Genomic DNA, 13,175 nt, shown 5'->3' on the forward strand with positions numbered 1-13,175 from the left:
TTTAGTGGTTTATTTAAGGTCCAATGAGGATTTCAATACTGTTATTAGTGTATAAAGTTGATTCGTGTAATTTTCACCGTTAACATGATCCTGATAGCATTGCTGAACTCCATCAAAATCTAAATATGGTGAAGAGCGAATACGATCCTCATTTTGTGATATTATTTCTTTGACAAATGGATCCGATCGAATTAGTGTAGCATGGTTAATCCACGGTCCACCGTCATCAATAACATCTCCATCGCTGAAAGAAGACACTCTTTCTTTTATCTTGCTCTGGAGTGCAGACTTTTTTCTACGATAGTGTTTTGCATAACTGGGATAATGAAGAGGAAGATCGTAATCGGGATGAGGAATAGAGGCTAGGTCTGGATTGAGTTCTGGCAGTGCAGTTTCAACTATATTTTGTCTATATCGGTATGAACTTGGTATTTGGAGTACCAAATCAATAATGCGGTTATCTAAGAAGGGATACCTTGTAGGAAGCATTTGATTAAGTGTTTCATAAAATGTAAACGTTTTAACATTTGTTAATGGATATATTATGCCATACTCAACTAACGCCCTCCATGAGGAATACTCAACACCATGGTTTTGAATTGTGTTCTCACCGTGGGATAAACGCTTTCTGAAGGAATTTTGTGGACTTAATTCACTTTTCAAATATGGTAACGGAGAGTTATAGTCCCCTACCTCCCCTCTGTTCATTGCCTCAACATATGCTGGCGGGGAATCTATTGGACGAGGCTGTGATAATGGGTACAGATGTCTCAAAACTGGATACGATGCAAATTTTCTTGGAACATATGTCCCACCTAAAATTGTATCACTGTATTGCCCACAGATTATTTGGTCAACTTGGCCAGTTATTTCATCAATAAAGCCAGTAGCATGAGCATGCTGGGGATGCCCATTGAAGTTTGTAATCTCAGTTGTCTTTTCAAATACAGTCGGGTAATATCTCTCATCCCGCAGTAGGAATTGGAAATCTTGGGAAATATTTTCTGCTACTTGTTTCGCTGTCTGGGCTTCAGTATTCCCATCCAATTGTTCGTTCATGTGGAACGCTGTGACATCCCTTTCTAACGTGTCCAAGAGTAATCTCGAGTCTGCACCGCCGCTGAGTAACAGCCCCTGTTTTTGGTCTTGACTCTCACGTTCGCGTACTGCATTTTGGAAAATACTTTTAAATTTATCAACACACTCAGAAAACGAATAGTTTTGCTCAGATGGTACTGGCCACCAGTACTTACGACTATTAACACGCTCTCCACTCATATCAAATGTAATGATAGATGCTGGCGATATCTTTTTTACTCCTTTTGCGGGTGTATGTATGCCGAAGGCACGGCTATACATGAGAAATTCTCCGAGGAACTCTGGATCTGCTTTCAAACTAATATCTGGATGAACAGCAAGCGATTGTAGAAGGGAGGAAAACACAAGAGTTCCGTTTGAGGTACGTGTGTAGTAGATTGGTCTAGATCCCAATCGATCCGTGAATAGCGATACTGTCTTGGATTTGTGATCATAGATAACTCCTGAAAATTCGCTATTCAGACCTGTGATGAAGTTCAGGCCGTATTCCTCATATAAATCGGCACAGAATTCTGCCTCGTTAGTGCTATCTGGACGTGGAGTATACTGACCTTTACATTCGCAGCCAATTATATCCCCCCAACACCATATTGAGATGTCATCCGTGGTTACTGGCTGTTCTTTAAAATTAATATCATGATCTGAATTCCCAATAGCCACGTAATCATCTCTATATGTAGACTGAATTTGGGACTCAGTCCAGCAAATAGCATCTGTGAGAGTATCTATTTTAGAGTCTTGCGAGCCAATGACACCACAGATACCAACCATCACTTTTGGGAAATTCGTTTAGGGATATAAATTGACCGAAAGACTTCAGGTGGATATGTACTTCCCCGTCAATTCACAGACTGCGTTTCACTCGATATCATTTAACTCGAGCTCACCCGCTAAATACGCTTTCCCCTCCGTAGTGAGATGATAGTAGCCTGCCTCGTCAACCTTCTCTAGCAGCCCGTGCTTCTCGAGTTCTTTCAATCGTTGTCGAACAGTCGAATAGCCGATTTCGTGCCCGTGGCGGTTGAGATTTCGATAGAGTGGCTTTGCTGGGAGTTCGAGGTCGTGCTCGTCGAGGAACTCGAGTATAAGCCCATCTTTCAGCGACATCCACTCTGGACGAGGACGCATTCGACGGAGTTCTCCCACGGGCGGGCATTAACGTGATTTGGTTTCTCGAAATGATAGCGTGAGTACGATACTTCTGTAGCATAAATACGCTAGAATAAAGTACGTAGAGTTGTTAGCAAGTTGTACGGAAGCACCGGTTCAGACGCGTCGCTCAGAATCTGGAAGTAGCGGACCGGTGGGGCAAACACCAGTCCGCGAACAGCCTCCGTAACCCGACTACGGAAGCCATGTCAAACGACGAGACACGGGGTAATCAAAGCCCCGACAGACAGGACGCACTGATCGACCCGAACCAGTCCCTCCAGACGCACCTCGAGTATATCGACTCAATCACGCGCGCACTGCTCGCCAGGACGACCCCGCCGAACGCGAGCGCGGTCGACCACCTGGAACCCGACCAGCGCCGTGAACTCCGCCGGCACCTCCGACAGATCAGAGCGGAGGCGAGCCGCGTCGGCCTGCTCGCGATCGGCCCCGAGGCGTCGATGCCCTACCGACCCGACACAGCGAACGTTCTCACGTACTCCGGGCCGGATGCATTGCCTGACACCACTGACGACCACTCGGAATCTGATCAGAGCACTGTAAAGGATCAGCCGAGCCACGACACTGCCGACGACCAGCCTAGCAACGCATCCAACGACACCCAACCCAGCAACACACCTGCGGACAATCAGCCCAGCCAAAACACACCTGACGACACCCAACCCAGCAACACACCTGCGGACAATCAGCCCAGCCAAAACACACCTGACGACACCCAACCCAGCAACACGTCCGACGACCACGACACCCGAGGTGAGCCCGATGAGTGACGACCCGACACTCGAGTCCCTCCACGAACGAATCGCAGCGTTGGAGTCCGAACTCGAGTGCAAGGCAGAACGGATCGCCGAACTGGAGCGTGATTGTGATCGGCTCGAAGCGCGCCTCGAATCGGAGGGTGGGGTAGAGTCAGGCAGTGAGTCCGATACTAGAACTGAGCCTGACACCGAACCCGAGTCCAAGTCCAAGTCAGCGTGCAACTGCACGTGCCAGTGCGACCCCCACACCGCAAAACTCGAGGCGGCCCTGAAGAAGGCCGCCACCAACAAGGCCCGCATCGAAGAACTCCAGGCGCGCGAACTCGAGAAGGGTGCCCATCTCGCCGCCGACCATATCGACCCACACGAGCTCGACGTTCCCGGCAACCAGATCGAACAGATCACCAAGGACGACGGCCGGACGTACGTCCGCCTGCCCGAGAGCGCGGACCCGTTAGACGACGGTCACACGACACTCGCCTTCGGCGACCTGCTCCCGATCCAGCAACTCGCCCGGATGGATGCGGACAGACGCCGGGCAACGGCAAACGCTCTCCCCACCCGACTCGCTGCACGACTCTGGCAGGCTCGCACCGACCCGCAGTTCGGCGACGATCCCTGGCGGGCCGGCTGTAAGGATGTCCGCGAGTACGTCACGGCGAGTGACCTGAAACACTGGATCCGCAGACAGGAACCCGGCACAAGCGAGAGCTACGCGAAGAAACTCGTCTCCAGAACGATCGACGCCCTCCTCGATCTGTCGAAGCACCGGCTCGCGGTCCACCGGACCACCCAGCGCAAGAATGGACTCGAGTACACCGAGCGTCGGCTGGTCCTCCCTGTGGATGCGGACCTCCCCGGCGAGACGAGCAGCAGCGAGCCACCGGAGACAGCTGGCGTCCACGGCTAGGGCTGTCCACTCGACGAAAGCCACTCCCAGAACACATAGCGTACACCCAACGCACCAGACACGCGCCTAGCGTACCAGACACTACCCACACGCCCCGAAGCCCCCAACACGCCACGCACACGCCCCTAAACCACTACCACGCCACACACCCCCGACGCACCACCACCACCGCTCCACCGACTTGAGTCCAACCACGAACCAACTCGAGTCCAGCCAGCCACCAGGGACGAGGAGCTGTGGGTCTCGTTACTCGAGTAGCTCGGTAGTTGAGCCAGGAGACACCCACCACAGCCACCACCGGTGACGACAGGTGTCCACGGAACGCCGAGTGCTGTGCCTAGCGAATCGGGCGGCTAGCTGTCATTCTCTTCTAACCACTGCAGCGTACCTGTACCCAACGTCTAAGTCGTGTCAACGCATACGTTGACGTATCGATGTCGACCGCTGATGAACAGATTCGAGTTAGCGACCGGGTGAAACGGCACCTCGATCGCCGGAGACGCGAAGGGGAGAGCTATAACGATGTTCTCGAGCGACTCTTCGAAGAGGAGGGTGAGCACGATCTCCTCGCTGGGTTCGGACGGTGGTCGGACGACCACGCTGATCGCGTTCGTGAGGCGCGCAAGAAGGAGAAAGAGAAGTCGGAAGCGAGGAACCGCCGTCTGTCGGAGGAGAGATGAAAGTACTCGATGCGAATTTTCTCATCGATTATCTGAACGGTGTTGACGCGACTGCCGAGTACTTACTCGCCAACGAGAACGAACAATTTGTCTTTCCGGCACCAGCCTATGCTGAGGTGTTGGTCGGGGAAGGAAACGCTCCGAATGGTGACGTGACTGCGGCAGCGGTCGATCTCTCGTGGGGAGAGGTATACGAGATCACCGAACAGACCACTGTTCTCGCCGGCGACATCGCAGACGAGGTCGGCCCACAGGGGCCGTTCCTGACCGGAATGGACGCGCTCATTGCAGCAGTTGGCCGAGAGGTAGACGCGCCAGTCGTTTCAGCGGACGGTGACCTTACGCACGAAGCGGTCAAGGCGGTCATTGCTGTTGAGGAATACCGGAACTGATCGACCGACAACAGGTATAGAATGATCAAGCGGACTCTCCGGCGGTCGCTTTCCGATCGGAGGACTACGGCCTATTACCTGGCAAAATTATATGGGTAGTCGGAGTGCGACAACTGCTATTGTTCTCCTGACCAATGGTCGTATACCAAAGGGCACGAACTGCACGTCGCACCGGATCCCGACCCAGACATACTCACGCTTCCCGGGATGGTCGAACTCTGGGAACGATTCTGGAGCGAGATCCCGAAATCCGAGTTCGAAATCAAGTGAAGCCATCACACGACGGTGATACCATGAACGATACCACGCCACCACTGCACCCAATGGAGCGCGAACAGCTTCGGGCCGAATCAACCCTCGTCGTGACTGTAACGTCATCGAGTGAGTTCCACGATGCTGTCACCGACGGTATCGAGGCGCTCGAACGGGGCGACGCGGTGGATTCCCCACCGACGCTCTCGTTTACCAGCTACGACGACCTCATGGAGACGCTGACGCCGCGCGTCCTCGATCTCATCGAAGCCATTCGCCGGGAAGAGCCATCCAGCATCAACGAGACCGCACGGGTTGTTGACCGGGACGTGAAGAACGTCCACGAGGAACTCAGTCGGCTCGCCCAGCTGGGAATCATCTTCTTCGAGGAAGACGGCCAGAGTAAGCGCCCGGTCGTCTGGTTCGATGAACTCGTCATCAACCTCCCGTTTGATCCAGAAGCTGGCGACACGGCAACCGCAGCGCCGTGAGTTGCCTACGGAACTAAAACCATCTCTTGGGCTGCCCCCGTCTGGTCACCGCCGATCTTCGAGATCATCAATCGCGCGGTGAAACTGCTCACTGTTTGGTGGATGTGCCGCCCTCGCCTGCTCTTCTAGCACACCGATGTACGTCTCGAACTCGTCTTGCTCAAGCGTAGCCGCGAGCACGCACTCGACGTATCCGTCGAGCGCAGACTGCAAGGCGCTGGCGTAATGGTCGTATGCAGCGTCGATTCGATGCTCGTTGTCGTCGATCTCCTCGAACAACGCGCGATAGACGGTCGCGGCTTCCAGGTAGCGCTCACGCTCGCGATAGTGTGTAGCCACCTCGAAGAACTGCGAGAAGTCGATGGCGTCGGTGACGACCGGATACTCCTGTGTGTGCCGGTCGAACAGTTGCTCGATTTCGGCGCGGTAGTCGTCGACAGATTTTCCGGCACTGCCGAAACGCGAGACGAACTGCTCACGGAGGTCTGGCTGTTCTGCGAGTACGTCACGGACGAACGCCCGGAGGTCGTCGGCCGAGACGGTTTGGAGCAGTGGCTCCACCTGTTCGCTCTCGTCCCGGGGCGGATCGGCGGCGATGTCCAGCACCACCGCAACAACGTGTTTGCACTCCTCAGGGCCGTCGCATGGACACGTACATCGGGCGTCGATGGTGTTCGCTCCCAATTCGACGACTACATCGTAGTGAGACGAGCCGCGTACGACGGCGGTGACGATGTCGTTGAACCGTTCGATTCGCTGGATACGTCCCTCGTTGTGATACCGTTGTCCCCGTTCGAACACGGCATCAGTGCACAGCCTTCGGATGGTCGACTCGTCGATGTTCATCCCATTGATCAGCACTCCCGCCACACTGTTGTTTTGTTCCATCGCCGTGTGGATGACCTGCATCACAGCCACTCGTGCCCACCCCACGAGAGACGCACTCGAGTGCAGACGATTGAGAGGCAGGAGTCTCCTTCTCGAGCAACAACCCGGCGTACCGCGGCTACCCGTGAGTAGTCCATCAAGGTCGACCGTTTTCTACACCGTCGTACAACACAACTCATCAGAGCACAGAACTAACGGACGTTACATTTCTTTCAGGAGTAACACCCATAACGATCGACCCGCTACTAACAGCTACGATGTCGATCGATAGGGACACGTTCGAGCACTCGAGCGAGGAGGAACTCGAGGGACTATCGGCGACCGATCAGGTAATCGGTTTTCTTGCTGCGAACGATGAGTCGGCGTTCAAAGCGAAAGAGGTTGCTCGACGGACCGAACTGGACGAGGGTGCAGTGAGTACGGCGCTGTCCCGATTGAAGAATCGGTGCCTCGTCGAGCACAAGGGGTCTTACTGGGCGATTACGACGGACGTCGAGCGACTTGACGCGCACGGCGGCTATGCCCGGGCGACGGCGCTGTTCAACGACCAACTCGGGACAGAGGCGCGTGAGGAGTGGCGAGCACACGCGCCCGATGAACCGCATCCGAGTCAGCAAGACAATACTGACGATAGATGACGGCGACGGAGCCGATTTACGAGCCCGGCGACGTCGTCTATGGTGACGACCCGTACAAAGGCGACGAAGCGGCTCGTCCGTGGCTTATCCTCTCCAACCACGACGGGCGACCGTTCCACGGCGAGCAGTATATTGCAGTCACCCTGACGACCAGAACGTGGATGGACGGACTCATCGAAATCGAGTCTGACGACTGGCTCCGTGGCGGGACGCCTGCCGACAGCCGAATCGCTCCGTGGGGAGTCCAATCGATTACGAGCGAGGACATCGATTACTGGCAGGGACGAATCGCCGAGGGCTGCTGTACTGACGCGATTGAGTCCCTCGTCGAGTACCTCCGATCGTAACCCTCACCCATGAAGACCTGTTGACGAACATACAATACCGTCTCCACACAGCAGGCTGTCGATTGTTCGCTTCGATGATGCAGTGCAACTGAACGGACGAGTCGATACCGATCTGTGTCGTGATTCAGGGGGAGGCCCTCCACACTTCACCGTTTGACGCAGTTCTCAGAATGGGGGCTCAAACAGCTGTACGCAACAGTCGTGGGTCACAGCCACCGTATAGCCGTAATACCGAAAGGTTACACGGACGGGTGACTCGTGACGATTTGCGTGGTCGACAAGCGAATCCAGTGCCGCCGGATCTATTCGGTCGTGCAGCGGCGGGAGGTCGGCCACTGGAGTATTGGTTCTGGCGGCAACCGCCCGCGTAATCGCTGCTGTGAGTGAATCGGACCCCTGAACGTTGACACGGAGAAGGAGGTCCTCACTCTCCGGATTGGAGTCGCTGTTGGGGTTGGTCACATTAGAGAGTGTGACTATCGTCCAAAGAGACTGGTTCCAATACAGTTGGGTATCATAACCCCTCTAAAACCACACAGTTTACACGATGGTCGGCCAGTAGATTAATACACGCCCCATACCACTGCACAGATAGCGAAGCAGGCGGCGTTGCCGATACAACCACCGTACGAGTCGGCAACACCGTCCTCTTCGCGTCGCTACCGTCGTCAGACGGTAGCCCACTGCCGCTGTCCGATCCACCATCCCTGTGAATCGGACACAGGTCCGACTGCAGGGTGCACACGTGTCCCACTACTCGTGTTGTGACCCGCAGTCGGCCTACTCATGTCTCAGTCCTCCTGCCAACTAGTCTCAACGGCGAGAGCAATCCACTTTTCTTCATACACGTGTTCGTTCGGATATGGACATTCTCGTCACGGGCGGTGCCGGCTTCATCGGCGGTCACCTCGCCGAGTCGTTCGCCGCGGCCGGCCACGACGTTACGGTGCTGGATAACTATGAACCGTACTACGACCTCGGGATCAAGGACCACAACGTCGAGGCGGTCGAAGCGGCCGCCACCGACTCCGACGGCTCCTGCGAGATCGTCGACGGCTCAGTCACCGACGCCGACCTCCTCACCTCACTTACCAAACAAACCGACATCATCTACCACCAGGCCGCCCAGGCCGGCGTCCGCAAGAGCGTCGAGGAACCCGACAAGGTCAACGAATTCAACGTCACAGGTACCGTCAACGTCCTCGAGGCGGCCCGCACCAACGACGTCGACCGTGTCGTCTACGCCTCCTCCTCGAGTGTCTACGGCAAACCGGAGTACCTCCCCTACGACGAGGCCCACCCGAACGAACCCGTCTCTCCCTACGGCGTCTCCAAGCTCTCGGCCGAACACTACATGCGCGTCTACAACGAGGTCTACGGCCTCCCGACGGTCTCCCTGCGCTATTTCACCGTCTACGGGCCACGAATGCGCCCGAACATGGCCATCTCGAACTTCGTCTCGCGCTGTATGCGCGGCGACCCCCCAGTCATCTACGGCGACGGCGAACAGACACGGGACTTCACCTACATCGCGGACGTCATCGACGCGAACCACCGCCTGCTTACCGACGACAGCGCCGACGGCGAACTGATGAACATCGGGTCGACGGACAACATCGACATCGAGACGCTCGCTGAGGTCGTCCGCGACGAAATCGATCCTGACCTCCCAGTCGAGTACACCGACGCACGAGACGGCGATGCTGAGCACACGCACGCGGACATCTCGAAGGCGAACGAACTGATCGGCTACGAGCCGAGTCGGGATATCCGCGAGGGTGTCAGGGAGTTCATCGACTGGTACGAGACGAACCGCGAGTGGTACGAGCCGCTCGTCGTGAACTCGTAACTATCATCGCTGCGTCTCCGGCCCGTCTCGTCGGCGATCGGCGACAAGCCACCTGAACGGTTGTTCACTGTCGCGAACACTTATCCGGGCGTAGCACAGGTGTACGAGCATGCACGCGCTCCACATTCTGCATGTGGACACCGATTCTGCGTTTTCTACCTACGTTTCTCGTGCGGGGGGACAGCGATCGGACACAGCCACGGACACAAACACAGCTACAGCTACCGCCACAGTCACCACCGTCGACACAGCAGCGGCCGCACTCGAGTACCTCGCCGATGACGACCACAGTATTGACTGTCTGGTAACCGAGTACGACCTTCCCGAGTCGGACGGACTCGAGTTACTCGAGCGTGTTCGGGAGACACATCCGGATATTCCGTTTATCCTGTTCACTGGGGAGGGGACTGAACAGGTTGTAAGCGAGGCGATCTCTGCTGGTGCGACCGACTATCTGGAGAAAACAGGCGGCACGGAACAGTATGAGTTGCTTCTCAGTCGAATCGAGAAGTTCGTCGATCGACATCGGTCCAGCCAAGAACGGGACAGGGTCTATCAGGCACTCGCGAGTGCGACTGAAGGGATCGGACTGCTTGGATCGGACGGTCGGTACATCTACGTCAACGATGCGTACGCAGCAGTGTACGGCTACGAACCCGAGGACCTCATCGGAACACACTGGAAACAGTTGTACCCTGCCGATGAAGTCGAGCGTTTCACCGACGACATCCTCCCATCACTGCACCGCACTGGCGAATGGAGCGGACGGAGTCGGGGAAAGCGGGTCACTGGTGAAACCTTCCCCGAGAAACTCTCGCTCACGAGTCTCGAAAACGGTGGACACGTCTGTGTCGTCCGCGATGTCTCCGATCAACTGGCGCGAGAACAGCAGTTCGACACGCTGGCGGACAATCTCCAGGGCGTTGTCTATCGCTGTGGGTACGATCCCGACTGGCCGATGCAACACGTTCTCGGGAACGTCGAGGAGTTTCTCGGCTACACGGCCCACTCACTCGAGACACAGCGACTCCTGTGGAGAGATGTGATCCACCCGGAGGACCGTGAGATGGTGTGGGAGACCGTTCAAGAGGCGGTCTCAAATGACGAGCCGTACAACATCACCTACCGGGTGACCACACGATGTGGCGAGACGAAGTGGGTTATCGAGCGCGGCCGTGGTGTGCCTCGTGTTGACGGCTCAGTCACTACTCTGGAAGGGCTCATTACTGATATCACGGCACGCAAGGAACGCAAACAGGAACTCGAGTGGAAGACCAAGGCGATGGACGAAGCTTCGATGGGGATCGTCATCGCTGACCCCACCGAAGCCGACACGCCGATCACCTATGTCAACAAGGAGTTCTGTGAACTGACGGGCTACGACAGGGAGGACGTACTCGGTCGCAACTGCCGATTTCTGCAGGGGCCACTCACCGCGGAATCGACGGTCGAGACGGTACGAGAGGGGATTGCAAACGCGGAGCCAGTCGACGTCGACATCCTCAATTACAGACGCGACGGTACCCCCTTCTGGAACAACTTGCAGATCACACCGGTGTTCGACGATGATGGCTCGGTGTCGTACTTCGTTGGGTTCCAGACCGATGTCACGGCACGGATCGAGTACGAGCGACGCATTGCGGTGCTCCACCGGATACTACGCCACAACATCCGAAACCATCTCAACGTCCAGCTCGCCCAACTCGAGGAGTTGCTCGACTCGGAGTCGAATGAGGAGGCCGCCATAGAAAACGTTCGAGCGCCGGCGCTCAGCCTACTCGAATCGAGCGAGAAAGCCCGTCGGATCGAATCGGTCCTCTCCTCGGCCTCGTTCGATCCGGACACGGTCCCAATCTCGTCGCTCCTCGATCGAGCGTACTCGAGTGCCAGCCTTCCGGAGGGCGAGGAGAGTGTCCACGTTTCGCGGGAAGATGGAGCGGATCCGACCGTGTTGGCTCCGCCGGAAGTTGCCGTTGCGTTCCGCGAACTGATCGAAAACGCGGTCCACCATGCGACAGACGCCTCGCCCACCGTGTCGATTACCGTCGAAACGAAGACGACGACGGTTGCATCGGACGGGCGGACGACTGCGGTTGTCGTCGTGCGGATCGAGGATACGAATCCGCATATCGCCGAGATGGATCGGACGAGGCTGCTTGGGAACGACGAATCACCGGTCCACCATGGGTCGGGACTCGGTCTCTGGCTGGTCAACTGGCTCGTCACGATGTCCGGCGGGATGATCGAACACGAGGCGATGGATGGTGGCGGAAACCGTATTTCGGTCGCGCTCTTGCGTCCGGAACCACAGCGCTCCTGAGCGAATCGGACTGGAAGTGCACAACCCAGACCTGGACTGACCGACGGAGAGTGACGACAGCGTACCCATTGTCCTGGACTGTACCCGAATCCACGACAGCAGTTAGCCAGTGGCTGGTTCACAGTGGCGACCTGCTCTGGGATGGAAATAGCCAACACAAAACAAGATTCGCTATACAGTCAACAGACAGAGTATTCGGTCATGAATACAAACTGGTTTGCCTGAAGCTTTATACCGCATGAATCGCTAGTAGAGTCGAATGACTGGGGACGACCTATCTGATTATGAGTATATCTCTGATGAGCTCTCCGATATCGACGATCGCTTCTTTCGAATTCTTGTACTGAACACGTCGGAGGGACTGCTCACAATCGACAAGCAGAGCCAAATTCTATTTGCAAACCCCGCTATCGAGGACATTCTCGGCTACACGCCGTCGGAACTGGTCGGGAGTTCGAAACTCGAGATCATCCCTGAGCGATTGCGGCCGGTTCACGAGCGCCAACTCGCGAAGTACATCGACACCGGTGAGCAAAATATCAACTGGGACGGAATGGAGTTGCCTGCACTCCACAAGGATGGACACGAGGTTCCGGTATCGATTAGCCTCCGGGAGCACGAGTACGAGGGAACCAGGTTGTTCACCGGCGTGTTCCAAGATATCTCTGACCGCAAGGAAAAAGAAAACCGCCTGCAGGAACAGAACGAGCGCCTCACAGAGTTCGCGAGCCTCCTTTCACACGACCTTCAGAATCCCGTCAACATCGCACAGGGATACACAACAGATCTGATGACTGACCTCGACCGGACCGAATTAGACGAGGTCATGGACGCTCTCACGCGGATTCAGGAGCTTCATGACGACATGCTCACGCTCATCAAACAGGAGAATCAGGCCCACTGTCGCGAGCGTGTCTCACTTGCGGACGTTGCGACTGAATCCTGGCGCTGGGTCAATACGGAGAACGCGACGCTGACCATCACGGACGACGTCCGACCAGTTCTGGCCGACGAAACGCAGTTCAAGTCGTTACTCGAGAACTTGTTCAACAACGCCGTCGAGCACGGCGGCCCGAACACGACTGTCGAGGTCGGTTGGCTCGCATCCGACACCGGATTCTACGTCGAAGACGATGGGGTAGGGATCCCCGAGGACGAACGCGATTCGATCTTCGATCACGGATACACGACACACCGTGACGGAACTGGTCTTGGACTTTCGATTGTCGAGCGAGTTGCCTCCGCTCACGACTGGGAGATCGAACTTGGCGAGAACAATGACGGAGCACGGTTCGAATTCCACATCGAGTAGCGCCGTTCTGCGGTTGGACCAGCCATTGAAATCGAACTCGGTACTGTGCCCCAGAATGTGATCATCG

At 56.1% G+C, this 13,175-nt stretch carries 14 protein-coding genes and 1 pseudogene; 11 read left to right on the top strand and 4 right to left on the bottom strand.

The window, feature by feature from the left end:
- Positions 1 to 9 precede the first annotated feature (9 nt).
- On the bottom strand, positions 10 to 1,869 hold the full coding sequence (locus C483_RS19270; RefSeq protein WP_006651466.1) for an asparagine synthase-related protein: 1,860 nt from the start codon (positions 1,867 to 1,869) through the stop codon (positions 10 to 12).
- Between the two features lie 87 nt (positions 1,870 to 1,956).
- On the bottom strand, positions 1,957 to 2,205 hold the full coding sequence (locus C483_RS00915; RefSeq protein WP_006651467.1) for a winged-helix domain-containing protein: 249 nt from the start codon (positions 2,203 to 2,205) through the stop codon (positions 1,957 to 1,959).
- A 248-nt stretch (positions 2,206 to 2,453) separates the two neighbouring features.
- Between C483_RS00915 and C483_RS00920 the strand changes: the two genes are divergently transcribed.
- From C483_RS00920 to C483_RS00940, 6 genes and pseudogenes are all read left to right on the top strand, one after another.
- Positions 2,454 to 3,041 carry a hypothetical protein gene (locus C483_RS00920; RefSeq protein ID WP_006651468.1) on the top strand — a complete coding sequence of 196 codons (588 nt, stop codon included), beginning with the start codon at positions 2,454 to 2,456 and terminating at the stop codon, positions 3,039 to 3,041.
- Positions 3,034 to 3,939, top strand: a complete 906-nt coding sequence (locus tag C483_RS00925) for a hypothetical protein (RefSeq protein WP_006651469.1) — start codon at positions 3,034 to 3,036, stop codon at positions 3,937 to 3,939. The genes C483_RS00920 and C483_RS00925 overlap by 8 nt, the downstream gene beginning before the upstream one ends.
- 434 nt (positions 3,940 to 4,373) lie before the next feature.
- Positions 4,374 to 4,619 (top strand): antitoxin VapB family protein, encoded by a 246-nt coding sequence (locus C483_RS00930; protein WP_006651470.1) that lies wholly within the window; start codon positions 4,374 to 4,376, stop codon positions 4,617 to 4,619.
- The gene (locus C483_RS00935; RefSeq protein ID WP_006651471.1) at positions 4,616 to 5,011 is read left to right on the top strand and encodes a PIN domain-containing protein; all 396 of its coding nucleotides are present in this window, start codon (positions 4,616 to 4,618) and stop codon (positions 5,009 to 5,011) included. Before C483_RS00930 ends, C483_RS00935 begins: the two co-directional genes overlap by 4 nt.
- Positions 5,012 to 5,155: 144 nt before the next feature.
- Positions 5,156 to 5,281 (top strand): annotated as a pseudogene (locus tag C483_RS21310) (toxin-antitoxin system TumE family protein); the annotation flags it as partial.
- Positions 5,282 to 5,304: 23 nt separating this feature from the next.
- Positions 5,305 to 5,754 (top strand): HVO_A0114 family putative DNA-binding protein, encoded by a 450-nt coding sequence (locus C483_RS00940; protein WP_006651472.1) that lies wholly within the window; start codon positions 5,305 to 5,307, stop codon positions 5,752 to 5,754.
- 45 nt (positions 5,755 to 5,799) lie between these two features.
- Here C483_RS00940 and C483_RS00945 read toward each other — a convergent pair whose 3' ends face one another.
- Positions 5,800 to 6,600 (bottom strand): SWIM zinc finger family protein, encoded by an 801-nt coding sequence (locus tag C483_RS00945; protein ID WP_049912363.1) that lies wholly within the window; start codon positions 6,598 to 6,600, stop codon positions 5,800 to 5,802.
- Between the two features lie 299 nt (positions 6,601 to 6,899).
- Here C483_RS00945 and C483_RS00950 point away from each other — a divergent pair, with 299 nt between their 5' ends.
- Both C483_RS00950 and C483_RS00955 read left to right on the top strand, forming a co-directional pair.
- Positions 6,900 to 7,280: a MarR family transcriptional regulator gene (locus tag C483_RS00950; protein WP_006651474.1), complete on the top strand. Its 381-nt coding sequence runs from the start codon at positions 6,900 to 6,902 to the stop codon at positions 7,278 to 7,280.
- A complete protein-coding gene (locus C483_RS00955; RefSeq protein WP_006651475.1) occupies positions 7,277 to 7,627 on the top strand; it encodes a hypothetical protein in 351 nt (116 codons plus the stop codon). The genes C483_RS00950 and C483_RS00955 overlap by 4 nt, the downstream gene beginning before the upstream one ends.
- Before the next feature lie 165 nt (positions 7,628 to 7,792).
- Here the strand turns inward: C483_RS00955 and C483_RS21020 are convergent, their stop codons facing one another.
- Positions 7,793 to 8,089 (bottom strand): HalOD1 output domain-containing protein, encoded by a 297-nt coding sequence (locus C483_RS21020; protein ID WP_160166246.1) that lies wholly within the window; start codon positions 8,087 to 8,089, stop codon positions 7,793 to 7,795.
- A gap of 400 nt (positions 8,090 to 8,489) precedes the next feature.
- On the opposite strand from C483_RS21020, the gene C483_RS00960 reads away from it, so the two are divergent.
- The 3 genes from C483_RS00960 to C483_RS00970 all read left to right on the top strand — a co-directional run bounded on the left by C483_RS00960 (position 8,490) and on the right by C483_RS00970 (position 13,108).
- Positions 8,490 to 9,476 (top strand): GDP-mannose 4,6-dehydratase, encoded by a 987-nt coding sequence (locus C483_RS00960; protein ID WP_006651476.1) that lies wholly within the window; start codon positions 8,490 to 8,492, stop codon positions 9,474 to 9,476.
- A 109-nt stretch (positions 9,477 to 9,585) separates the two neighbouring features.
- The gene (locus C483_RS00965; protein WP_006651477.1) at positions 9,586 to 11,796 is read left to right on the top strand and encodes a PAS domain S-box protein; all 2,211 of its coding nucleotides are present in this window, start codon (positions 9,586 to 9,588) and stop codon (positions 11,794 to 11,796) included.
- Positions 11,797 to 12,055: 259 nt separating this feature from the next.
- The gene (locus C483_RS00970) at positions 12,056 to 13,108 is read left to right on the top strand and encodes a PAS domain S-box protein (protein ID WP_006651478.1); all 1,053 of its coding nucleotides are present in this window, start codon (positions 12,056 to 12,058) and stop codon (positions 13,106 to 13,108) included.
- Positions 13,109 to 13,175: the final 67 nt, after the last annotated feature.

It is taken from the genome of Natrialba hulunbeirensis JCM 10989 (assembly GCF_000337575.1).
GTDB classification, from domain to species: Archaea; Halobacteriota; Halobacteria; order Halobacteriales; family Natrialbaceae; genus Natrialba; species Natrialba hulunbeirensis.

Bases quoted from the DNA above. Each gene is read 5' to 3' on its own strand.
- C483_RS19270 (WP_006651466.1), bottom strand. From the start codon at position 1,869: ATGGTTGGTATCTGTGGTGTCATTGGCTCGCAAGACTCTAAAATAGAT.
- C483_RS00915 (WP_006651467.1), bottom strand. From the start codon at position 2,205: ATGTCGCTGAAAGATGGGCTTATACTCGAGTTCCTCGACGAGCACGAC.
- C483_RS00920 (WP_006651468.1), top strand. From the start codon at position 2,454: ATGTCAAACGACGAGACACGGGGTAATCAAAGCCCCGACAGACAGGAC.
- C483_RS00925 (WP_006651469.1), top strand. From the start codon at position 3,034: ATGAGTGACGACCCGACACTCGAGTCCCTCCACGAACGAATCGCAGCG.
- C483_RS00930 (WP_006651470.1), top strand. From the start codon at position 4,374: ATGTCGACCGCTGATGAACAGATTCGAGTTAGCGACCGGGTGAAACGG.
- C483_RS00935 (WP_006651471.1), top strand. From the start codon at position 4,616: ATGAAAGTACTCGATGCGAATTTTCTCATCGATTATCTGAACGGTGTT.
- C483_RS00940 (WP_006651472.1), top strand. From the start codon at position 5,305: ATGAACGATACCACGCCACCACTGCACCCAATGGAGCGCGAACAGCTT.
- C483_RS00945 (WP_049912363.1), bottom strand. From the start codon at position 6,600: ATGAACATCGACGAGTCGACCATCCGAAGGCTGTGCACTGATGCCGTG.
- C483_RS00950 (WP_006651474.1), top strand. From the start codon at position 6,900: ATGTCGATCGATAGGGACACGTTCGAGCACTCGAGCGAGGAGGAACTC.
- C483_RS00955 (WP_006651475.1), top strand. From the start codon at position 7,277: ATGACGGCGACGGAGCCGATTTACGAGCCCGGCGACGTCGTCTATGGT.
- C483_RS00960 (WP_006651476.1), top strand. From the start codon at position 8,490: ATGGACATTCTCGTCACGGGCGGTGCCGGCTTCATCGGCGGTCACCTC.
- C483_RS00965 (WP_006651477.1), top strand. From the start codon at position 9,586: ATGCACGCGCTCCACATTCTGCATGTGGACACCGATTCTGCGTTTTCT.
- C483_RS00970 (WP_006651478.1), top strand. From the start codon at position 12,056: ATGACTGGGGACGACCTATCTGATTATGAGTATATCTCTGATGAGCTC.